This is a genomic window from Nocardia sp. NPDC059228, assembly GCF_042754245.1.
Lineage (GTDB): Bacteria > Actinomycetota > Actinomycetes > Mycobacteriales > Mycobacteriaceae > Nocardia.
This window is the reverse complement of the sequence record NZ_JBHZAL010000002.1, coordinates 338921-364717: the sequence shown is the minus strand read 5'-3', so window position 1 is coordinate 364717 and position 25797 is coordinate 338921. Positions and strand designations below refer to the sequence as shown.

Here is a 25797-nt window from a genome sequence, read left to right as displayed (position 1 = left end):
GCACATCCTAACGTGGAGGGAGAATTCGATGGACAACGGCTCGACGGACAACAGGGGCCCGAGCCGGACCGCGATGATAGCGGCGGCCGGTCGCGCCGCGCATCTGATCGTGGATCGCCCACCGCATCTGTTCCAGGACACCGTGGCCGAGACGCTGCTGGGCGAGCGGGCCGCCGAACTCATCTCCTATCACCGGGAGTCCGGCGATCACCCGGTGCTCAGCGGCACCAGGGCCCAGGTCAGCGCACGGAGCCACTACACCGAGGCCCGGCTGGCGGCCGGTGGGTTCGAGCAGTACGTGATCCTCGGCGCGGGCCTGGACACCTTCGCCTACCGCTCGCCCCTGGCGGGGCGGCTCGCGGTCTACGAGGTGGACCATCCCGCCACCCAGGCGTGGAAGCGGGAATTGCTCGCCGCCGCCGGAATCGGCGACGCCACGGTCGAATTCGCCGGTGTGGATTTCGAACGGGACGACCTGGCCGCGGAATTGACCGCGCACGGCTTCGACCCGAATCGGCCCGCCCTGGTGAGCTGGCTGGGCGTCACCATGTATCTGACCGAATCGGCGATCGGCGCCACCCTGGACACGCTGTCGGGCTGGGCGCCCGGCACCGAATTGGTAATGGAGTACGCGCTGTTACCGGAGCTGCGCGACGAATCCGGCCGTGTCTTCGCCGAATTCGCGCTCGCCGCCACCGCCGAACAGGGTGAGCCGCTGCTCAGCTTCTTCTCACCCGAGTCCGTGACAGCGCTGCTCGATCGGCACGGATTCACTGTGGCCGAACACATTTCGCAGCACACCGCCGTCGACGCCGCCCTCTGGCAGCGCGCGGACGGCCTGCACCCGGTCGACTTCTGCCGGCTGGTGCGCGCTCACATTCCGGGGCGGACCAGGATCTGAATGTGATCGTCGGGATTGCGCAGTGACTCGATGGCGCCCGCGACCCCGTCCAGCCCTACCTGATCGGTGATGAGCGAGGCGGCGTCCACGGTGCCATCGGCGATGCGGCGCAGGGTCTTCGCGTACTCCTCGTGCGGGTACACCATGCACATCTGGAGCGAGATGTCCTTGTAGATGCCGACGATGGGCCGGATGACGTCGTCGGTCATGACCGCGCCGATCTGCAGGATCGCCGTCTCGCGCGGGACCTTGAACATGAGGTCGTTGAGCAGTCCCGGCACCGAGGCGCACACCCACACGTGCAGCTTCTGCCCCGGCGCGGACAGCTCCCGCCACACCTCGACCGGATCCTCGACGGCCGGATCCACCACCCGGTGCGCGCCCAGCCGCAGCGCGGCCTCCCGGCGCAGCTGCGACGGATCCGAGGCCACGATGGGTGCGACGCCGCGCTCGGCCAGCGCGGCCACCGCACCCAGACCGACCGGCCCGCAACCGATCACGATCCCGGTCCCGTCCGGTCCGATGCCGGTGCGCGCCACATTGCCGAACCCGACCGCCAGCGGCTCGGTCAGGGCGGCGACATGCGGCGGCACATGATCGGGAATGGGCTCGAGCGCCATGGCCTGCAACACCATGCGCTCGCCGAAGCCGCCCGGGAACTCGTTGGAGTATCCGACTCCGTGGATCCCGCCCGCGGCGTCCAGCGCCCAGGGCAGCGCGACCACGTGCTGCCCCGCCACGAACGGCGTGTCCGGTCCGGCGCCGATGACCCGGGCGGCCAGCTCGTGGCCCAGCACCAGGTCCCGGTGCGGATCGAACAGGAAGGTCGGCACGCCGCTGTCGCGCGAGGCCTGCAGGAAATCGTCGGTGTGGTCGAGCGCCTGCTTGTCGGATCCGCAGATCCCGCAGGCGATCGTCTCGACCAGCACCTGCCCGGGTCCGGGGACCGGTTCGGGCACCTCGTCGACCACGAGTTTACGATTCCGCATGACTACCGCACGCATGTCACTGTCCTTCCGTGCCGGGAGCGCGGGTGCGGGTGGGTCAGCCCCTAGCCCACTCGTGGCCCCAGTAGCTGTCGGCGGTCATCTCCTCGGCGACGTAGTCGTCGCCGACGAGCATGCCCTCGCAACCGAATTCGAGATCCCAGTTGCCCGGCGTGCGGACGTAGAAGGAGATCATCTTGTCGTTGGTGTGGCGGCCCAGCGTGGAGGACAGGTGGTAGCCCGCCTTGTTCACGCGGTCCAGGGCGCGGCCCACATCGTCGAGTGAGTCCACCTCGACCATCACGTGCACGATGCCCGGGCCGTCCGGGCGCGAGCCCGGGATGAGCGCCAGGCTGTGATGGCGGGCATTGACGCCCATGAAGCGGATCCAGATCGGATGCTCGGGCGGGCCCACCCGGAACGAGCCGCGGGAGGCGAAGCCCAGCACCTCGGTGTAGAACTTGCGCGCCTCCTCGATATCGCGCACCGGCAGCACCACGTGGCCCAGACCCAGGTCCCCGGTGACGAACCGGTTGCCGAATTTGCCGACCACCGGGCTGTGGTCCAGCAGCGGGCCGTGGAAGACCTCGATGGTGAACCCGGACGGATCGACGAAGGCGATGGCCTCCTCGACGTGCCGGTTGGCGGCCTCGGCGAGCGTCAGCGCGGTGACCGCGACGCCGGCCTTCTCCAGGATCTCGCGCACCAGCTCCAGCGAGCGACGGTCGGCGACCTGCCAGCCGACGGCGATGACCGCGTCCCGGTCGCCGGGCACCAGCTCGAGCCGGTAGGTGTGCTCGTCGACGCGCAGGTACACCGAATCGGCGTTCGGGCCGGAGCCCTCGGCGAAACCGATGGTGTCGAAGGCGAATGCGCGCCAGGCGTCCACATCGGCGATCTGGGCGCGCACGTAGCCGAGCGAGGCGAAGGCAGCCATGGTGATACTCCTCGGGAGATTCGGGATATCAGGAATAGGTGACGGTGACGTCGTCGGTGACCGGAACGGCCTGGCAGGCGAGCACATAGCCGTCGGCGATGTCCTCCTCCTCCAGGATTTCATTGCGGCGCATGCTCACCTCGCCGGAGACCACCCGGCACACGCAGGCGCTGCACGCGCCCTCCTTGCACGAGTACGGGGCGTCCAGGCCCTTGGCGAGCATGGTGTCGAGCAGGGTCTGCTGCCGCGGCCAGGTCAGCTCGTGGTTCTCGCCGTCGAGCTCGACCCGCGCGAGGGCGGCGTCACCGTCGTCGGCCACCACCTCGGTTGCGGCCGTGTCGATCTCGAACGGGTTGCCGGACAGCGAGACGAACTTCTCCGAGTGGACGCGCTTGCGGTCCGCGCCGAGCTCGGCCATGGCCGCCGCGACCGCGTCCATGAACGGACCGGGACCGCAGACGAAAACCTCCCGGCCCGCCCATGGACGCGCCATCGCGGCCAGACCGGCCACGCTCGGCAAGCCCTGCACCGACTGCAGCCAGTGCAGCACCAGGAGTCGATCCGGGTGCGCGGCAGCCAGTTCCGCGAGCTCCTCGGCGAAGATAACCGAATTCTCGTGCTGGTTGGCGTAAATCAGCGTGCAGTGGCCGGAGCCCTGCGCCAGCACGGATTTCAGGATGGACAGCACCGGCGTGACGCCGCTGCCGCCGGCGAACAGCAGCAGGTCGGTGTCCAGCGAGTCCGGGGTGAAGATGCCGGCGGGCGGCAGCACATCCAGGGTCAGGCCCTCGGTGGCGTTGTCGCACAGCCAGTTCGAGCCGTAGCCGTCGACGGTCCGCTTCACGGTGACCTTCAGCGGACCGCCCTCGTGCGGAGCGCTCGACAGCGAGTAGCAGCGGCTCACCGACCCGGTGAGATCGCTCGGGATGCGCAGGGTCAGGAACTGTCCCGGACGATACGAGAACCGGTCGGCGTGCGCGGCGTCCGGCGCCAGCTCGAGCGACACCGCGTCGGCCGTCTCGCGCACCACCCGCACGATCCGCACCGATGTGATCCCGCTCACCTGAGCGGCTTCCACAGCCGCGTCCACCTCGAAGTCCGTGACCGTCATCCGTTCCACCAGTTCCATTCCTGTGCTGTCAGTTTCGACCCCGTCCCGGAGGGGTATCCGCTACTCGGGGCCGACCGCCGACGATGTCGGGAGGCCCACCCGGAGGCCGCCGACCGCAGCCGGCGACTCCACTCAGGCCAGAGTTCGCCCGCGAGTGCGCACGTCCACGTCACGCGTGCTGACGGTCAACGCACCCGAGGCGACGGCCTCGTCGATGCCGGCCCGCAGCGCCGGGCACGTGTGAGCTCGCAGTCCGGTGTCCGCGAGTTCCGTGCAGGCGGCCTGCGCGTCCCTGTTCCACTGCACGCTGGTGTGCTGGTCGCTGTATTTCTCCACCAGCACACAGGTCCCGCAGGACCGGCACGAAACCTTGTCCATGGCAGCGTCTCTCAGCCCTGCGCCACTGCGCCGGTGACGGCGGCTTCGCGCTTGGCGATATTGTCGGCGACCTCGGCCTCCCACGCGGTGACCGCGCGGGTGGTGTCCACCTCGTACTCGAAGCGGTCGGTCATCTCGTCCTTGACCTCGGCCGTGTCCACGTAGAACTGCTCGTACCAGCGACGCAGCTGGTAGACCGGCCCGTCCTCCTCGCACAGCAGCGGATTGTTGATGCGCGACTTGCGCTTCCAGATGGCCGCGTCCTGCTCGAAGCCCTTGCCCAGACCGCCCACGAACTTCTCGGCGATCTCCTGCGCCTGCGCGGCGGGCACGCCCTCCGGCTTCTTGGCGATCGCGCCGTACATGAGCACGAACTGGTTCTCGTCGATCGGGTAGTGGCAGTTGATCAGATAACCCTCGACGACCAGGCCGTTCGGGCTCTCGCTCTTGAGGTAGTCGATCATGTAGGAGGGCCCGTAGTAGGAGGCCTCCGACTGCAGGACGTTCTTGCCGCCCAGCGCCTTCGCGGTCTCGCCCATCATGTCCTCACGCGACACGGAGGTCATGTACTGGCTGGCGGTGTGGCCCTCGAAGACGTTCTTGAAGAAGGTCGGGAAGCCGTAGTGCACGTAGAAGAAGTGCGCCATGTCCACGACATTGTCGACGACCTCGCGGCAGTTGGCGTCGACGATCATCGAGTTCCAGGTCCAGTCGGTCCACTCGTCGTCGAAGGCGGCGTCGATGCGCGGGATCGCCAGCTCGGCCGGCGGCTGCTTGCCCTCCGGATCGTTCCAGACGAACAGCATCTTGTTCTCGACCATGGTCGGCCACGCCTTGGTGCGGGCCAGCGGAGGCACGCGGCGCGCGTACGGGATGCCGGTGCACTTGCCCTTGCCGTTCCAGCGCCAGTCGTGGAACGGGCAGGCGATGGAGTCGCCCTTGACGGTGCCGTCGGCCAGGTTGCCGCCCATGTGGGGGCAGTACGCGTTGAGCACGTTGAGGGTGCCGTCCTCGGCCGCGAACACCACGATCTCGGTGCCGAAAGCCTTGACGGTGTGCGGCTTTCCATCGCGGAAGGAGTCGGCCAGGCCCAGGCAGTGCCAGCCGCGCGCGAATCGCGCCGGCGGCTTGCCCGCGTCGATGACCCGCACCTCACCGTCCATGGTGGTCATGTGAATTCCTCTCCCTTGCCTTGCTTCGATGGTTGCGGCCGATGTGACGGCGACGACAGCGCAGTCTCACTGGCCGGGCTGTGACTACTGATGGACGAGACGACCGCGCCGGCCGATGGCCGCGACGACTACGCCCACTGATGCTCGGGACGACCGTGCCTACTGCGTGTCGAGGCGACCGAACGCCGCGCGGTAGAACAGCAGCGGCTTCGCCTCGGAATGCTCATTCAAACAGGTCACGCGGCCGATGACGATGGTGTGGTCGCCGCCGTCGGCTTCGTCGTACAGCTCGCAGTCGATGGAGGCCATGGCCCCGGCGAGCAGGGGCGAGCCGTTCGCCGAGGCGGTCCACTCCACGCCCGCGAACTTGTCGGCGCCCGGCCGCCCGAGCTGACGGCAGATCTCGGCCTGATCGTCGGCCAAGATGTTCACGCAGAACCGGCCCACCTCACGGATCCTCGGCCAGGTGCTCGAGGTCCGCGCCGGGAAGAAGCTCACCAGCGGCGGGTCGATGGACAGCGATGCGAACGACTGGCACGCGAAGCCGAGGGGTTCGTCCTCGGCAAGGGCGGTGATCACGGTGACTCCCGAGCAGAACCTGCCGAGAACGGTCTTGAATGCCGTCGCGTCGATGGCCGGTGTCCGGCCGCCGGGCACATTGACACCAGTAAGCACCGGCGCCTCCTTATTTCGATCCGAAATATAGCTAGCAGTCATGACAGCAGGTCGCGCGCAGGAGGCGTCAACTCCGTGGTTCGGTGATCGGGACACGGATGCGTAGGTTTTACGTAGTTCTCCCGATTCCGCAGGTTGTGGCACGAGGCACTGTGATGGGTAGCACAAGCTCCGAACTAGGTACATGCCTAATCGGAATAGTCCTAGACTGGATATGAACCAACGGAGGTACATATGTCCGTCACCATGCTGCCCCCGGCGGAGACTCGACACCCACACAATCCCATGCGCGCCAAGGAATCTCGCGCCAGCGCCGAAGTTCCCGTCTCGATGATCGAGCGGATGACCTTGATCCTGGACGCATTCGACGCATCCACCCCCACCCTCACGCTGCTCGGCCTGGTCGAGCGCACCGGGCTGCCGCGGTCCACCGTGCACCGGATCCTCGACCAGATGATCAAGCTGCGCTGGCTGGCCCACACCTCGGGCGGCTACCGGCTGGGCATGCGCGCACTCGAGCTCGGCGGACTCACCGCCGACCACAACGAGATTCGTGATGCCGTGTCCCCGCTGCTGCACGAGCTGAGCCAGCGCACCGGCATGGTCGGACACCTGGCCGTCCTCGACGGCCGCGACGTGGTCTACCTGGACAAGGCCGGCGGCCGCTTCGCCGCCAGCCTGCCCACCCGCCTGGGCGGCCGGATGCCCGCGCACGCCACCGCGCTCGGCAAGGCCATGCTCGCCTGCCTGGAGCCGAACATCGCCGAGGCCGCGCTGCGCACCCGGCTGCCGCGCCTGACCCCGCGCACCATCTGCGAGCCCGAGGCGCTCTCGCGCGAGCTGCAGCAGATCCGCATGCGGCAGGGCGTGGCCATCGACCGCGAGGAGGCCGTCGCCGGAATCGCCTGTGTCGCAGCACCGCTGCGGGGCCGCGGCACGGCGCCCGCCGCGCTGTCGCTGTCCGGGCGCGCCGACGGCATGAGCTACGACCGGCTGGCCCGCGTCGTGCTCGAGGTCGCGCACGAGGCCGGCCGCACCCTGTTCCCGCGTCGCGCCCACTGGCGTTGAGCGGAGCCAGGGCATGCGGGGGCGATACAGTTCGATCATGACCGATGGCGTGCCTGCCGAAGAGACGCAGGCGATTCCGGAACTTCCCACAACGGCGTGGGCGGTTCTCGGAATGCTCTCGCACGCCGAAGAACTGTCCGGATACGACCTGAAGAAATGGGCCGACTGGAGTCTGCAGTTCTTCTATTGGAGTCCGTCGTTCAGCCAGATCTACGCCGAGCTCAAGCGTTTGGAAAAGCACGGCTACGCGATCTCCCGGACCGTGGTGTCCGAGGACGGCATGCGCGGCAAACGCATGTACGCGATTACCGAGAGCGGGCGGGAAGCGGCGTCGAACTGGGTCAACCACTCCCCCGTCGAGGCCCCTGTCCTCAAGCACAGCGTGATGCTGCGGGCCTGGCTGGGGCACCTGGCCGAGCCGGAGCGCATGCGCGAGATCCTCACCCAGCACATCGAATACACCGAGACCATGCGGCGGCGCGCACAGGCGGACGCCGAGGGCGCGGATGTGAATCCGGATTGGGCATATCCCAGCGCGGTATTGCGCTGGTGCGTCAAGCATTACGAGGCCGAAAAGGAATTCGCCGAGGACTTGCTGGCGGATTTGGACAAATTGGCGAGACAGCGTAGCCGCCGGAAGCCTGCGAAGAAGCAGAATTCCAGCGATTCCCACTGAACGGACTTGGTGATAGTCGGCGCCCAGTGGCCGTGACACGGTTCACACGATCGTGTTACTACCCACCCCATGGAGGACGCCTCATGTCCACCTCCGTCGACACCGCGGTGCCACCGAGTCCCGCGCCTGACGAATCCGGGCGCCTCGACGGCGCCTCCAATCTGAGGATCTGGTCGGTCCTCGCGGTCATCGTGCTGTTCACCGAGGTCTCCCCGATGCAGTACGTCATGGTCGCGTCGGCACTGCGACAGATCGCGCCCACCTTCCCCGAGCAGGGCGCGAACATCAACTGGGCCATCATCGTCTTCGGCATCTTCGGTGCCGCCGTGTCCCCGCTGATCGGCAAGCTCAGCGACATCTGGGGCAAGAAGAAGATGTTCCTGGTCTGCGGTGTGCTGTTCCTCATCGGCACGGCCTTGTGCGCCATCACCAGCAACTGGGCGGCGTTCCTCGTGGGCCGCGCGCTGGAGGCGACGGCCATCGCGACGACCGTGGTGTCCTACGGGCTGATCCGGGACCTGATGCCGCGCAGGCTGGTTCCCGTCGGCCTCGGCATCGCCTCCACGGGTCTGGGCGTGTCCGCCCTCGCCGGTCCGCTGATCGGCGGCTACATCACCGATCACTACAGCTGGCGCGGACTGTTCTGGTTCCTGTTCGTCTTCACCGTGATCATGATTCCGCTGCTGATCATCGTGGTGCCGGAGTCGAAGCTGCGCACCCCGCAGCGCCTGGACATCATCGGCGCTGTGCTGCTCGGCGCGGGCGCCACCCTCACCCTGCTGTACCTGGACAAGGGCCAGGACTGGGGCTGGACCAAGCCCTCCACGCTGGCGTGGCTGATCGGCGGCCTGGTGCTGCTCGCCCTGTTCCCGATCGTGGAAATGCGTGCCAAGCAACCGATCATGGACATGAAGCTGCTGTTCAACCCGCGCGTCAGCGTGGTGCTGTTCATCGGTCTGCTGGCCTCGTTCATGATCGGCTACCAGTCCTACGCGACCGGCTACATGACCCAGTCGCCGCCGTCCGATCAGGTCGTGGCGCAGGTCAAGGACGCCACCTGGGATCAGGTGAAGGCCGGTGCCCTGGCCCAGGCACAGGCACAGGCTCTCACTCAGGCGCGAGCACAGGGGCTCGCCGCGGCCGAGGCACAGGCCAAGGCGGCGCTGCCGCCGGGCATGGACCTGCCGCCGGATGTGGTCAAGAAGCTGACGGACACGGTGAACGCGCAGGTGACACCGGAGGTCGTGAACGCGCAGGTGCCGCCGGAGATGGTGTACCAGCACTTGCCGCCGGACATGGTCAAGGTGGATCTGCAGCCGGGCTACAGCTACGGCGACAACTTCTCGCTGCTGAAGTACGCCACCCACGTGACCCTCGCACAATCGTTGATCGCCATGATCTTCGGCTTCCTGGGCGGCCTGTGGATCCGGCGCTCGGGCGCCCGGTGGCCACTGGTGACGGCACTGGTCATCTTCGTCGGCAGCGGCCTGGCCTATGCGGCGCTCTCGCACGGCTGGCAGACGCAGGCGCTGATCAGCGCGGTGTACGGCATCGCGTTCGCGCTGTACTACGCGTCCACGCCGAACCTCATAGTGGAAGGCGTTCCGGCGGAACAGCAGGGCATCAGTGCGGGCATGCTGGGCGTCATGCAGGCCATGGGCGCCGGTATCGGCCTCGCGGTGGCCACCGCGTTCCTGACCGCGAATCCGGTCAAGGCAGTGGTGTCGGTGGCGGGCCAGGCGCCGGTCGTCAAGGACATTCCGCTGCTCTACGCCGACAAGGGCTACGAGATCAGCTTCTACTTCGTGGCCATCTCGGCCGCGGTGGCACTGATCGGAGCGCTCGTCATGAAGCACGGCCGGACCCCGGCCACCGGTGGTGCCGCGCACTGACATTCGTGTGAGGCACTGACAACCGAATGAACAACGGCCCGGAGGCGATTCGCCTCCGGGCCGTTGTGGCGTACTGGAAAACTCCGTCACCACCATGGCCCGAGGCGTGCACTGACCGCACTTTCCTGACCGCTGAGCGGGACCTCACCTCGTCGTTCCGCACTCGTCATATTTCGATTGGAAATAGGTCGCCAGCCTGTGCGGCCGGAGGAGGTGGTCGACGATGACCGGTGAACTCGACTCGATCGCAGCCGCGGTGGCGGCGGTGGCCCGCGGCGGCATGGTGCTGGTCGTGGACGACGAGAACCGCGAGAACGAAGGCGATCTGATCCTGGCCGCCGAGCACGCGACCGCGGAGAACATCGCGTTCCTGGTGCGGCACACCAGCGGGGTGCTCTGCGTGCCGATGGCCGGCGAGGACTGCGACCGCCTCCAGCTGCCGCCGATGACATCGATCAACGAGGATCCCAAGGGCACCGCCTACACGGTCTCGGTGGACGCCGTTTCCGGTGTCAGCACCGGCATTTCGGCCGCCGACCGCGCGCACACCATGCGCCTGCTGGCCGACCCGCGCACCACCGCGGCCCAGCTCTCCCGGCCCGGGCACGTGTTCCCGCTGCGCGCGAATCCCCGTGGCGTGCTGGGCCGTCCGGGCCACACCGAGGCCGCCGTCGATCTGATGCGGCTGGCCGGGCTGCGTCCGGCCGGTGTCATCGCCGAGGTCGTCAATGACGACGGCAGCATGGCGCGGCTGCCCGAGCTGCTGGTCATGGCGCGGGAATGGGGTATCCCGCTGGTCTCCATCGCCGACCTGATCGCACATCGGAAACAGCTGGAGCACGGCATCGTTCGCGAGGTCGAGACGCGGCTGCCCACCCGCTTCGGCGACTTCCGCGTCTACGGCTACTCCGACGCCCACACCGGCGCGGAACATCTCGCCCTCGTCCACGGCGACCCGTCGGGCGAGAACACGCTCGCCCGAGTGCATTCCGAATGCCTCACCGGCGACGCCTTCGGCTCGCTGCGCTGCGACTGCGGCGAGCAACTCGACGCCGCCCTGGAGGCCGTCGCCGCGGCCGGGCGCGGCGTCATCGTCTACCTGCGTGGCCAGGAGGGCCGGGGCATCGGCCTGCTCAACAAGCTCCGCGCCTACGAACTCCAGGACGCGGGTGCGGACACCGTGGACGCGAACGTCCGGCTGGGCCTGCCCATCGACGCGCGCGACTACGGCGCCGCCGCCCGCATCCTCGCCGATCTGGGTGTGCGATCGGTGCGCCTGCTGAGCAACAACCCCGCGAAGCAGTCGGGCTTGCAGGCCAATGGCATCGCGGTGCACGCGCGGATCCCCCTGCAGACCCAGCCGACCGAGCACAATGTGCACTACCTCGCGACCAAGCGCGATCGGATGAGCCACCAGCTCCCCCATATCCCCGCGGTCGGGTAGCCGTATCCCGGGGTAGCGCGGGCGTCAGGTGTCCTCCGGCTCCCGCTCGTCCCACTGCAATCCGAGCCGGAAGGCCTGCAACCCGGGCTTCGAGGGCGACAGCCACGCCTGAAACCGTAGGTCCGACGGATATTTCGCGCCCGACCGGCGGATGGCCGCCTTCGTCTCCGCCGCGATCTGCCGCGCCGAGGCGACGCCGTGGTTGAACATCCGGCCGCGCACCCCGCCGTCTTCACGCACCTCCAGGCGGGACTGGGCGTTGGAGGCGAAAAAGCCCTGCGCCACCCACTCCGGCTCGTCGGCCAGGGTGAGAACCCAGATCGCGTGCGGCACCAGGGGATGCAGGACCGGGAGATCCACCGCCAGGGAGAGGAACAACCGGTCGATGTGGTCGTCGAGTTCGTCGAGGGTCGGTGCGTCGGGCTCCTTGTAGCCGAGGGCGCCGACCTCGGTGCGGCGCGACTCGTCCGGCCATGCCAGCCAGCACTCGGCGGGCCGGTGGTCTTCGTCGTATTCCCAATCGAATTCGCGCTCGACCGTCCGCGGCTCGCGCGGCTCGATTCGCAGGCTCACCTCGATCGGGCGGATCGATCGGCCCAGCGTCACGATGTCGCCGGGGCGCAGCCAGATCGCCAGAGCGCCAGGGCCGCCCACCAGATCCGGATCGCCGAGGACGCCGATGCACTCGGCCAGTGCGGTCGTGAACACGTGATCGACGAGCGCGGGCGAACAGGGGTACGACAGCAGAAGCTGTTTGATCTCCCCGTATCCGAAGCCCGGCGCCGTGATCGAGCGCGGGGTCTCGACCGCGACGAGTGCCGCGCCTTCCGCAGTCAGCGCGGCTGCGTCGCCGGTCGATTCCCACCCCAATTTCGCGTAGACGCCGTCGATCTCGGTCCGGGACCACGTATCGAGTTCGGCGGCCAGCAATACCGACATGGCCTGACCGAAGCTACCGAGTTCCACGCGGCGTCCGTAGTTCCGCTCCCACCACTGGTTGGCCTCCGCATCGCGTTGCCGCCGTTGCTCTTCCGTCGGATGCCGGACGTCTTCAGTCAGGTCTTCGCTCACCGCGGCAGCGTATGTGACGGGGACGCATCGGATGGCCGTGGGATTCACGGCAGCCAGTGGACCGGGGTCACCTCCCGGATGTGGACGAGAATGTCGAAGGCCTTCGACAGGTTGCGAATCGCCAAGTGCTCGTCCGCATCCCGGACCGGATCGTAGACGCCGCTGATCACGCGCATCTTGGCGGGAGCCGCGATCGGGGCGGTGCGCATGTCCAGCCAGAGTTTCGGAAGGCCCATCGCACCCAGCGCCGCGTCCAGGAAATCCGGTGCGGGGGCGGGGATCTCGGCCACACCGACATCGCCGTGGTGGAAGCCGATGGCCACCGGGGCATAGTCGCGGCCGAAATACTCACGGAGAACGCTGCCGACACTGGATTTGGCGACCTGGTCCCCGGCCAGACCCAGGGCCGCGTCATCGGCGGAGACATGCGATATGCCGTCCCAGTACACGGTCCGCAGCCCAGTGCGCTGGTAATGGCCGATGATCGAGGAGGCCCACAGTTCGGCTTCACCCGCGTAGCTGCCGCGGCCCGCGACGCTGTGGCGGTGGAAGTCCTCGATCAGAGCCATTCGGGCCCGGACGGTTTCGCTGATGCCCGGGATCGAGGCGAGGAGTGTCGAGGCGTCGCAAGCGTGGTCGAGAAACGGGCGGCCCGGGTGGACGCCTCGGGCACGTTGGACGTGCTCGTCCAGCGTGTGGGCGGTGCGGATGGGCTCCAGATGGGCAGCGAGATCGGCCACACGATCCGGGGCCTGGATTCGGACCGCAGCGAGCACGGCGTCGTAATCCTCCGGCTTGGCCTGGGCCGGCTTGACGCCGACGACGCGCACTTCATCGCCGGGATGGGCCTCGTTGAACTCACGAATCCAGGTCAGTGCCGCAGCCATCTCCGCGGTACGCCAGGGACGCCAGGCCAGTTCGAGAGCCGATACCGCCGTCCCCCTGCCCTCCCGCACGTAGGCATCCAGCGTCTCGCCGACATCGGCACTGTCCTGGACAGCAAGTGTTCGAAATCCGTGATGCACAACCAGATTCCGGAACAACTCGTCCCGAAGCGCAAACGTCTCCTGAGCGAACCGCGTCGATTCCCCGATCCCGACCACAGTCGCGGCTGACAGCGACTGCGCAAGGGTGTCGATCGTAGTGGCATCGAAAGGGGCTGCGCTGAGTGTGGTTTCGGTCGGCATGACCCCACTCTCCAACCTCGACCAAGGTTCAGGTCAAGCCCGAAAGGACAGAACCCAAAAACCAAAGGACAAAAGACCAAAGATGCCTGGAGAAGGGAGGTGGCCGGGCCCACGTTCGCGCCTGCACCTTCCAGCCCCCTCACCTTTGAAGCCGCATGTGGGGTTGCTGCAGGAGGTATTCCTTCAGCTCACGGGGTTGGGGTCGCCACGTGATGGCTTGCGCCCCCGGAATCACGCTGCCCGTGAACCCCACTTCTGGCAACTGGATTCGATGGCAGCGGCGACCTGCTGCCCGACGTGATGTCTGTCGTTCACGCGAGGAATGCCGGTGGGGTCAAGGCGTTTCGGGGCAAGCCACCCGGTCCGGCCCCGATAGGGGGAATCTGTGCCCATGACAACGGTTTTCCAGCCGTCGGGACTGTCGTTGACCAGTGCGTGGCAGTGATCGCAGGCCAGGGTCAGGTTGGTCAGGTCGGTCGGCCCGCCTGTGGCCCAGTCGGTGATGTGGTGGACCGCGCACATGCTCGCGGGTGCGTCGCATCCTGGTCGGGTGCAGCCCTTGTCGCGGGCGATCAATGCCAGGCGTTGGGCGGGGGTGGCCAGGCGTTGGCAGCGGCCCAGGTACAGCGGCAGCCCGTCGGCGTCGAGGACCGCCAACACCGGGCGGGTCCCCTCGGCCAGCTTCAACGCCTCGTTGATGCTCACGTGGCCGCCGGAGGCGGTGGTCGCGACCCCGGCTCCACGCTCGAGGTCGGCGAGGTTCATGGTCAGGATGGCCTGCACCGGCAGGCCCCGGTGCGAACCCAGCTTGGCGGGGTCGACGCCGGGCTGCAGCAGCGCGAACAACGCGTCGTGGGTGCGCTGACCGCCATCACGGCGGTCACGACGCGCGGCTGCCTCGAGGACCTTGGAATCGACGACCCTGACCGTGGCGGCAACGCTGTCGGGGTCGTCGATGTTGCACATACCCGGACGCGTGAGCTTCGCGAAGACGGCATCGAGCAGGGCACGCAGCTCGGGAGTGATCCAGCCCTCGATCCACGACATCCCATCCACCCCGGGACGACCCAGGATCAGGCCGCGGCGGCGGCGACGGTCGGTGTCGGAGACGACCTTGCCGTCGGGGTCGACGCGGGCGAGGATGTCGCGACCGATCTTGGGCAGGTCATCGGGCCACCCGACGCGGGAGTGGCCGACCAGGATGTCCTCGGCTTCCGCGCGCGTCTCGGCGGGGATGTCGGCGGGCAGGTGGTTCATGACGTCGATGATGTTGCGGACGTGATCACGCGAGATCTGGCCTGCTTCAAAGGCTTCGGCGGTCGAAGCCAACGTCGCCGGGCGCAGGTGTCCGGTGGGTTCGAAGAATTCCCCGCACTGGCGGGTGATCTTCACTCGCACCGACGCGTCGTACCTCGACAGGCCCAAGGTCTGCCGCAGGAACGGCACCACATCTTTTGCCCCGCTGCTTTCGGGCAGGGAGCGGTTGCAGGCTTCGATGATCAGGCGTGAATCCAGGGCCGACAGTTGGCGTTTGCAGGTTTCCAGGCGCTGCATCAACTCCACGACATCACTGTCGGAGAACGGGTTCAGGTTGCCGTGCAGGACGGAATTCGACAGCGTCTCGACGGCGGTCGCCAATTCGGCGATGCCGCATGCGTTGAGTGTCACCCCCGTCGAATTCATGCATTGATTTTACCGCCGAATGGGCATGCTAGGAACCCGAAATGTCCAGCATCCCTTGCCTTTTCACAATTTCCGAGACACGGGCACCCATTGTTTTGCCGGCGGCCAAAAGCGGTTCTGTCGATCGCAGGGTCCGACTGAGAATGAAAGCTCCTTCCAGCGCACCGAGAATCGCGATCATCAGTTCCCGGGCGTCGGCCGCTTCCAGGCCACGGCGAATGAAATAGCCTGTGCCCTCGTCGATCCAGGAGTTCATGACTTCCGCTGCCACGTCGCGGATTCCGGGTTCGCTGTCGGCGACTTCCCCGGCCACGGTGCCGACCGGGCACATGTTCATCCAGCCGGCCTGCTCGATGGTTTCCGCGGCGGCGGTGAAGGCGGCCGGGACGGCTTCGCGGAGGTCGTCGTGGGCGTCCATCAGGAGTGGCAGCAGCTGGATGTAGGCGGCGCCCGAGACGCGGAGGGCCTCGGCGGCGATGGCCGACTTTCCGGCGGGGAAGTGGTGGTAGAGCGAACCCATCGGGGCGCCCGACGCCGAGGTGATCTGCTTGACGGTGATCGCGCTGTAGCCCTGGACGCGCATGAGTTCGGCGACGGCGGTGACCAGCCGATCCCGGGTGGTGGTTGACAGCTTCTCGCTCACCCGTCCAGACTAGAGCAAACGCACTAGAGCGTGTGCTCTAGAGGGGAGATATCATGCCGACTGTCGAACTGAGCGCGGGACGGGTGCACTACGCCGAGCGGGGCGAGGGGCCACCGGTGGTGCTGTTGCACGGGCTGCTGATGAACCACACGGTGTGGGACGAGGTGATCGGCAAGCTGCCCGAGGGCTTCCGGTACGTGTTGCCGGATCTGCCGCTCGGGTCGCATCCGGAGCCCTTGCGTGCGGGCACGGATCTGACCTTGCGCGGGCTCAATCAGCTGATCGCGGATTTCCTCGCTGCCCTGGACCTGCGTGACGTCACCCTGGTGCACAGCGACTGGGGCGGCGGGCTCTTCCTCACCGCTTACGGCCTCGACGAGCGGGTCGGCCGGTTGATCGTGCTGCCCTGCGAGGCCTTCGCCAATTTCCCACCCGGCCTGCCGGGCAAGACCGCCATCGTGGGCGCGGCGTTGCCCGGCGGAATCACGATGGCGCTCAAACAGTTACGCGTCCGGTGGCTGCGCTCCTCACCGCTGCTGTTCGGCTGGATGGCGCGCTATCCGCTCGGCGACGAGATCATCCGCGGCTGGACCGATCCCGGCCTGCGGGACAAGCGGATCCGGCGTGATCTGCTCGCCTATGCCCGATCCCGCCGCAACAAGGCCGAGCTCATCGCGAATACCGAAGCGCTGCGCGACTTCCGGGGCGAGGCCCTGATCCTGTGGTCGTCGGCCGGCAAGGTGATGCCGCGCGAGCACGGCCGCCGCCTGGCCGAGCTGATTCCCAGGGCGCGCCTGGTGGAGATCGATGACGCCTACGTCCTATCGATGCTCGATCAGCCGGCTGCCGTCGCCGCGGCCATGTCCGCCTTCCTGACCGGCGCGGTCATCGAACACAGCTAGGGCATTGGTCCGATTCGGTATGGTCGAGGCCGCAGACCGACTATCGCACGGGAGGCGCTGATGCCCAGCTTGCTCAGTCGGGCGGTGCCCGCGTATCTGCGGGTCGTCCGGGCCAACCGGCCGTTCATCAGCGCCGAGGGTGCCCGCGAGCACATTCGGGAGCGCAGCCTCCGGCCGCAGGCGTACGGTCCGCCGCGCGTGTTGCGTGCGGATGTGACCATCGAGGTGCGCCGGGAGAACGGCTGGCCGATCTACACCCTCACGCCCCGATCCGGCCGCGCCCGAGGCAATGTCGTGTACTGCCACGGCGGCGGCTGGGTCAATGAGATCGCCCGGCAGCATTGGCAGCTGGCCGCCGATATCGCGGCCGAGGCGGGCACGACGGTCACGGTGCCGATCTATCCGCTCATCCCCTACGGCACCGCCGATCAGGTGATCCCGGCCTTCGCGAATCTTGTTCGCGCCAATCGGGCCGAGTACGGGGAGGTCTGCCTGGCGGGTGATTCGGCGGGCGGCCAGATCGCGTTGTCCACGGCGGTTCTGCTCCGCGACGAGCAGCAACCGGCAGTGCCTCGGACAGTGCTGATTTCACCCGCCCTGGATCTGAGCCTGAGCAATCCGGAGATCCTCACCGTCCAGGCCCAGGATCCCTGGCTCGGACGCGATGGCGGCCTGGTCCTCGGCGACCACTGGCGCGGCCCGCTCTCGATCACCGACCCGCGCGTCAGCCCGCTGTTCGCCGACTTCACCGGCCTCGGCCCGCTCACCGTCTTCTGCGGCACCCGCGACATCCTCGTGCCCGACACCCGGATCATGGTGGGCAAGGCCCGGGCCGCCGGTGTCGAGGTCGACTATCACGAGGCGCCCGAACTGGTCCACGTCTATCCCCTGACGCCGACTCCCGAAGGCACCGAGGCGCGCAAGCTGATCATCGACGCCCTGCGCGGCGCACTGGCCCCGGCGACCTCCGCGGCCTGAGCCTCAGCCGGATCTGCCTGTCCCCGGCGCGTTTTCGGCCAGCCACCGTCGCGCCCTGGTCGCCGAGGCGCGCGAAAGCCAGGCGTCCTGCACGACCTCGGTGAGCTCCTGCAGGCCGAGTTCGGGAATTCGACTGCCGCGCACCAGGACCGAGAGATGTCCCTGGAAGTGCGGGGTCGTGAAGAACGGTGAATCCGGGTCCTGGGTGAGGGCCAGCTTGTCGTCCTCCGACGGCACCCAGAAGATGATGACGTCGTCGTACCGCTCCCCGGTCTCCGGGTCGGCGGCGTCGGGGCGCGGGGTCCGGAAGTAGACGAAGGACTTGCGGCCGACCTGGTAGACCGGGTTGCCCGCGGGCCCGTGCTCGATGGTCACGTGCGGCATACCGGCCGCCAATTCGTGGACGTCCGCCAGGCGGGCTCGGCGCGTTCGGCTCGGCACCCGGTCGAGTGTATCGCCGCACACATCAGCAGCCGCCGCGAGCTGCGTTTATGCGAACCTGCTGGCACAGAATGCGGCAAATCACATAGGTTTGACGCCATGGCGCGGCGTGTCTATGGAAACCTCCCCGAAGAGGTAACTAGCTTCGTCGGCCGCCGCGAAGAGCTGGCTACTGCGAAGCGCCTGCTGCCCACCACCCGGGTGCTCACCCTGCTGGGTCCCGGCGGCATGGGAAAGACCCGCCTGTCACGACAGATCGGGCACCTCGTCGCGCGCGCGTTCCCCGACGGCGTATGGCTGGTCGAGCTGGCCGATGTACAGGATCCGGCGCTGGTCACCCTGAGTGTCACCGAGGCGTTGAACCTGCGCGACGAATCCACCGCGCCGCTGCCCCGGCTCACCGAATTCCTGGCCGACAAGCGGCTGCTGCTCATTCTGGACAACTGTGAGCATCTGATCGAGGCGTGCGCCGCGCTGGTCGGCCGGATCATCGCCACCACACCGGATGTGCGGGTGCTGGCCACCAGCCGCGAGGTGCTCGGGATACCGGGCGAACAGGTCATGCCGGTGCCGCCGCTGACCGTGGCCCAGACCCCCGGTGAGGACAGCGACGCGCTGCAGCTGTTCATCGAGCGCGCCAGCGCCGCCAACCCGGGCTTCCAGGCCACCCCGGGCAACCGGCCGGTGCTGGCGGAGATCTGCCGCCGCCTCGAGGGCATGCCGCTCGCGCTGGAGCTGGCGGCGCTGCGGCTGCGCATGTTCACGCCGGAGCAGATTCTGGATCGTCTCGACGACACCATCGGGTTGCTCAGCGCCGGGCCGCGCACCGCGCCGCAGCGCCAGCAGACCATCGAGGGCGCGATCCGCTGGAGCTACGACCTGTGCACCGCGGCGGAACAGGCACTGTGGGAACAGCTTTCGGTGTTCGCGGGCGGTTTCGACATCGATGCCGCGGAGGCGGTGTGCGAGCTGGGGTCCGCGTCGCTGATGGAGGCGCTGACGGGGCTGGTGGACAAGTCGGTGGTGATGCTGCGCTTCGACGGGGATGTCGCCCGGTACTCGATGCTGGAGCCGATCCGTCAGTTCGCCGCCGACCGGCTCGCCCAGCGCGGTACCGACCAGGAGGTCCGGGCGCGGCACCGCGAGCACTATCGGCAGCTGGCCATGCGTGGGCAGACCGCGTACTGGACCGCGGAGGACGTGGAGTGGTTCCGGGAGCTGAGCCGCGAGCACGCGAATCTCCGTGCCGCCCTGCGCACGGGCCTGGAAGACGAGCCACTGCGCACCATGGCCACGGTGACCGTGCTGCGCCCCTTCTGGGAACACAACCGCTTCCTGTCCGAGGGCTACCGCTGGCTCACCGATTCGCTGGCCCGCAATCCGGAGCGGACCGCCGAGCGGGCCAAGGCGCTGTCCTCCGCCGCCTCGCTGGCAGCCCTGCTGGGTGATCAGGAATCGGCGGCGCGGCTGGTGAGCGAGTGCATGGAATTGGCTGCCGCCCTGGGTGATACCGACATCATGGCCGAGGTGGCGCTGGACCGGTCGCTGCTGGCCTTCGCCTCCAGCGACCGCGAACGCTCACTGGAGCTGGGCCGCAGCGCCATCGAGCTGGCGGCCACGCACGGCCAGCACGCCATCGAAATGGACTCGCACGCCTTCTCTTTCATGGCGGCCATGGTCTTGGAAGCGCCGGGGCGCACCGAATTGGCCCAGCGCTTCCTGGAACTCACCACCGACAGCGGTTCGCACCTGCTGGGCGGGCTGGCGCTGTGGACGGTCGGGATCGACCACTGGCGGCGCGGCGAACTCGAGGCCGCCGCCGAATTCCACGGCCGCGCCATCGAGGAACTGGCCCTGTTCGAGCGCTGTATCTGGCTGTCGTCGGCCTTCGAGGGGCTGGCCTGGACGGTCTCCGCGGACGGCGACCACGAGCGGGCCGCCCGCCTGCTGGGCGCGGCGGAATCCCTGCAGCGCAGCACGATTCGGCTGGCCCACACCATCACCGTCGCGGTCGGTGAGAAGGAGCGGCTCAAGGTCCGGGACGCGCTGGGCGAGGAGGCGTTCCGCACCGCGTTCGGCGCGGGCGCGAGCCTGCCGCTGGAGGAGGCCATCGACTACGCGCTCGGCCGCACCGCCGCCGAGCCGGAACCCGTTGCGCCACCGCCCGCCCTGAAGCGCGCTCCGCGGGCGGCCACCGCGACCCTGTCGGAAACCAGTGTGCTGACCCGCCGTCAGAAGGACGTCGCCCGCCTGGTCGCGGCCGGTCACAGCAACAAGCGCATCGCCGCCGACCTGGTCATCTCGGTCCGCACGGCCGAGACCCACGTCGAGCACATCCTCACCAAGCTCGGGCTCACCTCCCGCACGCAGCTGGCCGCCTGGGCGCACGAACACAATCTGTAGATCCGCTACCCGCACGCGACCCCGAATCTGTCGCAGCCGAAGGCACATTCGGATCGGACGCGTGTCGAACCGGGGCTACTGGTAGCCGGTGGCCCCGTCTATGCGTTCGCGCAGCAGGTCGGCGTGGCCGTCGTGGCGGCCGTACTCCTCGATCATGTGCAGGTAGATCCAGCGCAGGGAGAGGTCGGTGCCGGTGCGCGGATGGGTGACCGTGTGGTCGAGGGGAAGATCGGCTATGGCCTTGTCGCACACGGCGATTTCCTCGAGGAATCGGGCGTAGTCGGCCTCGGCCTGCTCGGGAATGGCGTCGTCGAAGTCGGCGTCCCGGCCCGGATCGCTGGAGTAGAGGTAGCCGACCGGCTCTCCCGCGGCCCGCTTGCGGAACCAGCCGCGTTCGACCTCGGTCATGTGCCGGATCAGGCCGAGCAGGGACATGGTGGACGGTTCCACGCTGCGGGTCGCGAGCTGAGCGCCGGTGAGCCCCTGGCATTTCCAGAGCAGGATCTCGCGGCCGCGGGTGAGCAGGGAGTGCAGCATGGCCCGCTCGTCACCGACGAGCACCTGGGCGGACCGGGTGATGTCCGGGGCTGTCCACGTCATGCTCGGACTGTAGCGCCGCGCCGAAACCGGGAAAACGAGTTCGGGGGTGGGAAATCCCACCCCCGAATCATCGGAAACCGCTTGCTACAGGCCGTTGTTCAGGAAGTCGACCACTGACCGCTCGAAGGCGTCCTTGCGCTCCACCATGACCCAGTGGCCGCAGCGGGCGAAGGTGCGCAGGTCCGCGTTCGGCAGCTGCCGGGCGGCGAAGAGCGAGCCCTCCACCGGGGTGACCCGGTCATCGCGGCCCCACAGGATGAGCACCTCCTGCGTGATGCCCTTCAACCGCGCCCACAGCGGGACCGGTTCGGCCAGCCCGGGGTTGTAGAAGGTGGCGTACGCGTCGCGCAGGGCGGCCTGGGCCTTGGGATCGGCCGCGGCCTTCAGGCGCTTGGCCACCAGTTCCTCGGTGAGCGTGGCCTGGTTGTAGACCATGGCCCGCAGGAAGCCCATCGCCTTCTCGTCGGTGGGGTTGGCATTGAACTCCATGAGCCGCGTAATGCCCTCGGACGGTTCGGGTCCGAGCACGTTCACGCCGACGCCGCCGGGCGCCATCAGCACCACGCGATCGACGCGACCCGGGTGCTCGAGCGCGAGCAGGGTCGCGACGGTGCCGCCCATGGAATTGCCGAGCACGTGCGCCTTCTCGATGCCCAGCTCGTCGAGCAGCCCGATCACGGCGTCGGCGGCGATGCGCAGGTAATTGCGCTCGTACACCTCCGGGCGGCCGCTCTCGCCGAAGCCGGGCTGATCCAGGACCAGGCAGCGGAAGTGCTGCGCCAGCACCGGCAGGTTGTCGCCGAAGTTGGCCCAGCCGGACACGCCCGCGCCGGAGCCGTGCAGCAGCACCAGCGCCGGGCCCTCGCCGGCCTCGTGATAGCGGAGTTTGTGGCCGCCGACCGTCACCCAGCGGGTGGTGTTCTCCGCGGTCAGAGTCATCAGAGCATCCGATCCGCGACCTCGAGGCCCATGGCGCCCTTGCCGTACATGGCCAGGGCCCGCTCCACATCGTTGATCACATGCACGCTGCCGGCGTGCGCGTCACGCCAGTTGCGCTCGATGATGTTCGGGCGGCGGATGGCGTGGCCGCCGGAGTTCTTGAACAGCAGGTCGATCGCCTCGAGCGCACGCTCGGTGCCGCGCACCTGATCGCGGCGGGTGGCCAGGCGCAGCTCGAACGGGATCTCCTCACCGGCCTGTGCGTAGCGCAGCTGCTCGCCCATATTGCGCTCCATCTGGAGCACGGCGGCGTCGATTTCCGAAGCGGCACGGGCGATCCGGACGTGGGCGAAGGGATCCTCCGACACCTTCTGCCCGCCGTAGGACAGCCGCACCCGCTCGCGCTGGCGCTCGATGTGCGCCTCGTACGCGCCCTGGGCCGCGCCGATGATCGGGGCGGTGATGGTGTTGGAGAACAGCGCGCCGAACGAAATCTTGTACAGCGGAGAGGTATTCACCTGCTGGCCGGGGCCGACCAGGTTGGCCTGGTCCGCGGCGGAGTAGGCGCGGTGGGCCGGCACGAAGGCCTTCTCGATGACGATGTCGTTGGAGCCGGTGCCGGACAAACCCGACACGTTCCAGGTGTCCTCGATCCGGTAGTCGGTGCGCGGCACCAGGATCGTGTAGTAGTCCATGCCGGTCTCGGTGGGCACCAGCGCGCCGAGGAACACCCACTGGGCGTGGTCGCAGCCGGAGGAGAACGCCCAGCGACCCGACAGCTCGTAGCCGCCGTCGACCACGGTCAGCTTGCCGGTCGGCGCATAGGAGGAGGACACCAGGGTGTCGGAGTTCTCGGCCCACACGTCCTGCTGGGCCTGATCCTCGAACAGGGCCAGCTGCCACGGGTGCGCGCCCAGCACCGAGGACACCCAGGCGGTGGACGGGCAGACGGTGGCGATGGTGCGGATCACCTCGTAGAAGGCGACCGGCGACTCCTCCATGCCGCCGAAGCGGACCGGCTGGAGCATGCGGAACACGCCGGCCTCGGTGAGCTCGGCAATGCTGGCGTCGGGCACCCGCCGCTGCTCCTCGGCCTGAACCGCGCGTTCCCGGATCGCGGGCAGCAGATCGCGGACCCGATCGAGCACCTTGTTAGTCATGCGGGCGTTCCTCCTCGTGCCAGAGTTTCCTGCCCTCGAAGCTATGGCCAACGCGGTGTTTCGATCCGAAATAGTCCCGATGATCGGAATCCAGGTTCCGCTGGATACGGACCGATCGCTGTGCAGCGGCTATTTGTGGGCGTATTCCCAGGTGATGTCCTCGTCGAGGGCCTTGCGGATGCTGCGTTCCAGGTCCGGGTTCCAGTCCTGCGGCTGGGCCACCGCGACCCAGCCGTCCAGGGGCAGGTCGCCGTAGCGGTGGCCGCGGCCCGACGGGACGCCCTGGGCGTTGGCCAGGTCCGCGCTGATCTGCCAGAAGGTGACGATCGGCCACCAGCGGATGGACTTGGAGACGTCCGCACCGCGCGGTTCCTTCAGCCAATCCGGTTGTGTGAACAGCAGATCCGGGGACCACCAGACGATCGGGTCGGAGGCGTGCTGCAGATACACCACGCGCGGGTCGAACCAGGTCCGGTCAGGGCGGCCCAGGTCCGGTGCGGTGGCGGCGAAGCGGACGATCAGGCCGTCGGCGTAGACGGGCAGGATCTCCGGCGTTCCCGGATCGCGGCGCTGCTCGAGCTGACGCCAGATCCGGTTGGAATTGGGCGGGCCGACCCACAGCACGCCGTCGACCATGGTGCGGATGTCGTCGAGCCCGGTGAAGGCGCCCTCGGAGCCCTGCGAGCCCAGACTCTCCCCGTACACCAGCAGTTTCGGACGCTGTCCCGGCGGCAGCCGCGCCCAGCGCTCGTGGACGGCGTGGATCACCGCATTCCCGGACTCGGTGGCCTTCTGGCGGTCGGACAGGAACGACAGCACGCTCGGCAGGTAGGAGTACTGGGTGGCGGCGATGGCGGTGTCACCGCCGTACATGTACTCGATGGACGAGGCGGTGGTGGAGTCCACCCAGCCGGTTCCGGTGGTGGTGACCACGACCAGCACCTTGCGCTCGAAGGCGTGGGTGCGATCCAGTTCCCGCACCACCAGATCGGCGATGTCCTGCTGTGTGTTCGCCGAGTCCAGGCCCGCGTACACCCGAATCGGTTCGCGCGCGGGCCTCCCCGTGACCTGGGCGATCCGGTCCGCGCTCGGCGCGGTGGCGACGAACCAGCGGCCCTCCGACCCGAGGGTGTCCCAGGGCGCCAGTGACTGTGGGCTGCCGGACCTTTCGGGCAGCTGCGGCTGGACTGCGCTCGCCGAGGTCTTGCCGTTGCGCAGGCTGAACGCCGAATTCGCCACGGAGAAGAAGGCTTTCGCCAGCACGCCCTGGAACAACAGCACCGCGATCACCGCGACCACGATCACCGCGCCCGGGTAGGCGATGTTCCGCGGCACCCGCCATTCGATGTTCAGCAGCCGCACGATCAGCCGGATCAGCCACCGCACCAGGCGATACGCCACGATCACCAGCGCGAGGGTCGCCGCCGCCACCAGTTCGGCACGCAGGTAGCTCGAGGTGGTGGTCGGCGGCATCCCCATCAGCACCTCGAGATCACGCTGCCAGCGCGCCGACCGGGCCAGTACCAGGGCCGCGCCGACAATGGTCCCGACCACGATCGCGGCCTTGCTGACCGCCCGGGTCGTCTCGCTCGGATGCCACAGCTTGGCCAGGCCCTCCGCCGATTCCGGCAGCCGTGGCCGCACCCACTTCTTGAAGGCCCACTCCAGCACGCCACCCACGGCGTATCCGATGGCCGCGCTGATCCCGCACACCAGTCCCTCGAACAGCCAGGTGCGCGGCAGCAGTGAGGGCGACACCGCCCAGAGGAAGAAGATCCAGGCCACCACCAACCCCGGATAGCTCGGATTGACGGCCCGCTCCGCACGATCCACGACCGCCCACACCCGTGCACGCAGCGATGCCGGCCGTGCCGCGCCTGCGGCCTGCCCATTCGTCTCACCCGTGTCGGTCGACTTACCAGTCGCGGTTACCTCTTCGCGCGCTGTCGTCTCATCACGACCGGTTGTCTCGTCACATTCGGTCGTCTCATCACGTTCGATCGTCACGGCGGGCTGCGTCGGCCGCTCCGGCTCGGTCGGCTGCTCGGGCTCGGTCGGCTGCTCGGGCTCGGTCGGCTGCTCGGGCACGGTCGGCTGCTCGGGCACGGTCGGCTGCTCGGGCACGGTCGGCCGCTCGGGCACGGTCGGCCGCTCCGGCTCGCTCGGCCGCTCCGGCTCGCTCGGCCGCTCCGGCTCGCTCGGCCGCTCGGGCCCGGCCGCAAGCTGAGATATCGGCGGCTGGGGTTCGGTCGCTTCGCCGCGCCCGGTTACCGCGTCGCGGGCGTCCCCGTGCTCGTCACCCTGCCGTTCGTCCGCCATCATGCCCTCGAGTCTGGTCGCCCGACAGTGACCGCACGGCAGCGACACGCGCGGGCACGGGCGCCGACACCGCCCGGACGACGGGGGCTCAGTCCGTCGTCCGGCGGTGCTGGCTATCCGAGATCGCCTCACCGGGTAGATGAGGCAGTCGTGAGCCTTGGGCGGACTCGCCGGTGGACGCCGCAACCTCCGCGTTGACCGCCCACGCGGAAACACATTAGGGCGCAGGGG

Annotated in this window: 23 protein-coding genes; 8 read left to right on the top strand and 15 right to left on the bottom strand. The window is 68.3% G+C overall.

Going from position 1 to position 25797, the window contains the following annotated elements; all coding sequences use genetic code 11:
* The first annotated feature begins 28 nt into the window (after positions 1–28).
* Positions 29–901: a class I SAM-dependent methyltransferase gene (locus ACFXKA_RS05525; RefSeq protein ID WP_379426254.1), complete on the top strand. Its 873-nt coding sequence runs from the start codon at positions 29–31 to the stop codon at positions 899–901.
* On the opposite strand, the gene ACFXKA_RS05520 is transcribed toward ACFXKA_RS05525, so the two are convergent.
* The 6 genes from ACFXKA_RS05520 to ACFXKA_RS05495 all read right to left on the bottom strand — a co-directional run bounded on the left by ACFXKA_RS05520 (position 874) and on the right by ACFXKA_RS05495 (position 6160).
* Positions 874–1905 (bottom strand): zinc-binding dehydrogenase, encoded by a 1032-nt coding sequence (locus ACFXKA_RS05520; RefSeq protein ID WP_379426253.1) that lies wholly within the window; start codon positions 1903–1905, stop codon positions 874–876. The genes ACFXKA_RS05525 and ACFXKA_RS05520 overlap by 28 nt on opposite strands.
* A 40-nt stretch (positions 1906–1945) precedes the next feature.
* Positions 1946–2824 carry a VOC family protein gene (locus tag ACFXKA_RS05515; protein WP_356997355.1) on the bottom strand — a complete coding sequence of 293 codons (879 nt, stop codon included), beginning with the start codon at positions 2822–2824 and terminating at the stop codon, positions 1946–1948.
* A gap of 28 nt (positions 2825–2852) precedes the next feature.
* A complete protein-coding gene (locus ACFXKA_RS05510; RefSeq protein ID WP_379426252.1) occupies positions 2853–3935 on the bottom strand; it encodes a 2Fe-2S iron-sulfur cluster-binding protein in 1083 nt (360 codons plus the stop codon).
* Between the two features lie 132 nt (positions 3936–4067).
* The gene (locus tag ACFXKA_RS05505; RefSeq protein ID WP_379426251.1) at positions 4068–4313 is read right to left on the bottom strand and encodes a hypothetical protein; all 246 of its coding nucleotides are present in this window, start codon (positions 4311–4313) and stop codon (positions 4068–4070) included.
* Between the two features lie 11 nt (positions 4314–4324).
* Positions 4325–5485, bottom strand: a complete 1161-nt coding sequence (locus ACFXKA_RS05500; RefSeq protein ID WP_379426250.1) for a Rieske 2Fe-2S domain-containing protein — start codon at positions 5483–5485, stop codon at positions 4325–4327.
* 159 nt (positions 5486–5644) lie between these two features.
* The gene (locus tag ACFXKA_RS05495; protein ID WP_354834984.1) at positions 5645–6160 is read right to left on the bottom strand and encodes a flavin reductase family protein; all 516 of its coding nucleotides are present in this window, start codon (positions 6158–6160) and stop codon (positions 5645–5647) included.
* A 234-nt stretch (positions 6161–6394) separates the two neighbouring features.
* Between ACFXKA_RS05495 and ACFXKA_RS05490 the strand changes: the two genes are divergently transcribed.
* From ACFXKA_RS05490 to ACFXKA_RS05475, 4 genes are all read left to right on the top strand, one after another.
* Positions 6395–7228, top strand: a complete 834-nt coding sequence (locus ACFXKA_RS05490) for an IclR family transcriptional regulator (RefSeq protein ID WP_354834982.1) — start codon at positions 6395–6397, stop codon at positions 7226–7228.
* Positions 7229–7265: 37 nt separating this feature from the next.
* Positions 7266–7904 carry a PadR family transcriptional regulator gene (locus ACFXKA_RS05485; RefSeq protein WP_354834980.1) on the top strand — a complete coding sequence of 213 codons (639 nt, stop codon included), beginning with the start codon at positions 7266–7268 and terminating at the stop codon, positions 7902–7904.
* 83 nt (positions 7905–7987) lie between these two features.
* A complete protein-coding gene (locus ACFXKA_RS05480) occupies positions 7988–9796 on the top strand; it encodes an MFS transporter (protein ID WP_379426249.1) in 1809 nt (602 codons plus the stop codon).
* A gap of 223 nt (positions 9797–10019) precedes the next feature.
* Complete coding sequence (locus tag ACFXKA_RS05475) at positions 10020–11240, top strand: bifunctional 3,4-dihydroxy-2-butanone-4-phosphate synthase/GTP cyclohydrolase II (RefSeq protein ID WP_379426248.1); 1221 nt, start codon at positions 10020–10022, stop codon at positions 11238–11240.
* A gap of 24 nt (positions 11241–11264) precedes the next feature.
* Here ACFXKA_RS05475 and ACFXKA_RS05470 read toward each other — a convergent pair whose 3' ends face one another.
* The 4 genes from ACFXKA_RS05470 to ACFXKA_RS05455 all read right to left on the bottom strand — a co-directional run bounded on the left by ACFXKA_RS05470 (position 11265) and on the right by ACFXKA_RS05455 (position 15824).
* On the bottom strand, positions 11265–12311 hold the full coding sequence (locus ACFXKA_RS05470; RefSeq protein WP_379426247.1) for a hypothetical protein: 1047 nt from the start codon (positions 12309–12311) through the stop codon (positions 11265–11267).
* 44 nt (positions 12312–12355) lie between these two features.
* Positions 12356–13336 (bottom strand): erythromycin esterase family protein, encoded by a 981-nt coding sequence (locus ACFXKA_RS05465; RefSeq protein WP_379426246.1) that lies wholly within the window; start codon positions 13334–13336, stop codon positions 12356–12358.
* Between the two features lie 393 nt (positions 13337–13729).
* Positions 13730–15181, bottom strand: coding sequence for a DUF222 domain-containing protein (locus ACFXKA_RS05460; protein WP_379426245.1), 1452 nt, complete (start codon positions 15179–15181; stop codon positions 13730–13732).
* Positions 15182–15209: 28 nt separating this feature from the next.
* Positions 15210–15824: a TetR/AcrR family transcriptional regulator gene (locus ACFXKA_RS05455; protein WP_379426244.1), complete on the bottom strand. Its 615-nt coding sequence runs from the start codon at positions 15822–15824 to the stop codon at positions 15210–15212.
* Positions 15825–15877: 53 nt separating this feature from the next.
* Between ACFXKA_RS05455 and ACFXKA_RS05450 the strand changes: the two genes are divergently transcribed.
* Together ACFXKA_RS05450 and ACFXKA_RS05445 are read left to right on the top strand one after the other, a co-directional pair.
* The gene (locus tag ACFXKA_RS05450; protein ID WP_379426243.1) at positions 15878–16726 is read left to right on the top strand and encodes an alpha/beta fold hydrolase; all 849 of its coding nucleotides are present in this window, start codon (positions 15878–15880) and stop codon (positions 16724–16726) included.
* 60 nt (positions 16727–16786) lie between these two features.
* Positions 16787–17704 (top strand): alpha/beta hydrolase, encoded by a 918-nt coding sequence (locus ACFXKA_RS05445; RefSeq protein ID WP_354834964.1) that lies wholly within the window; start codon positions 16787–16789, stop codon positions 17702–17704.
* A gap of 3 nt (positions 17705–17707) precedes the next feature.
* On the opposite strand, the gene ACFXKA_RS05440 is transcribed toward ACFXKA_RS05445, so the two are convergent.
* Complete coding sequence (locus ACFXKA_RS05440; RefSeq protein WP_379426363.1) at positions 17708–18088, bottom strand: hypothetical protein; 381 nt, start codon at positions 18086–18088, stop codon at positions 17708–17710.
* Between the two features lie 156 nt (positions 18089–18244).
* On the opposite strand from ACFXKA_RS05440, the gene ACFXKA_RS05435 reads away from it, so the two are divergent.
* Entirely contained in the window at positions 18245–20548 is a 2304-nt protein-coding gene (locus tag ACFXKA_RS05435) for a LuxR C-terminal-related transcriptional regulator (protein WP_354834960.1), read from the top strand.
* 75 nt (positions 20549–20623) lie between these two features.
* Here ACFXKA_RS05435 and ACFXKA_RS05430 read toward each other — a convergent pair whose 3' ends face one another.
* The 4 genes from ACFXKA_RS05430 to ACFXKA_RS05415 all read right to left on the bottom strand — a co-directional run bounded on the left by ACFXKA_RS05430 (position 20624) and on the right by ACFXKA_RS05415 (position 25569).
* Positions 20624–21148, bottom strand: coding sequence for a DinB family protein (locus tag ACFXKA_RS05430; RefSeq protein ID WP_354834958.1), 525 nt, complete (start codon positions 21146–21148; stop codon positions 20624–20626).
* 84 nt (positions 21149–21232) lie between these two features.
* Positions 21233–22087, bottom strand: a complete 855-nt coding sequence (locus ACFXKA_RS05425) for an alpha/beta fold hydrolase (RefSeq protein ID WP_354834956.1) — start codon at positions 22085–22087, stop codon at positions 21233–21235.
* On the bottom strand, positions 22087–23247 hold the full coding sequence (hsaA, locus tag ACFXKA_RS05420; protein WP_354834954.1) for a 3-hydroxy-9,10-secoandrosta-1,3,5(10)-triene-9,17-dione monooxygenase oxygenase subunit: 1161 nt from the start codon (positions 23245–23247) through the stop codon (positions 22087–22089). Before hsaA ends, ACFXKA_RS05425 begins: the two co-directional genes overlap by 1 nt.
* A gap of 129 nt (positions 23248–23376) precedes the next feature.
* Entirely contained in the window at positions 23377–25569 is a 2193-nt protein-coding gene (locus tag ACFXKA_RS05415; RefSeq protein WP_379426242.1) for an alpha/beta-hydrolase family protein, read from the bottom strand.
* Between the last annotated feature and the right edge of the window lie 228 nt (positions 25570–25797).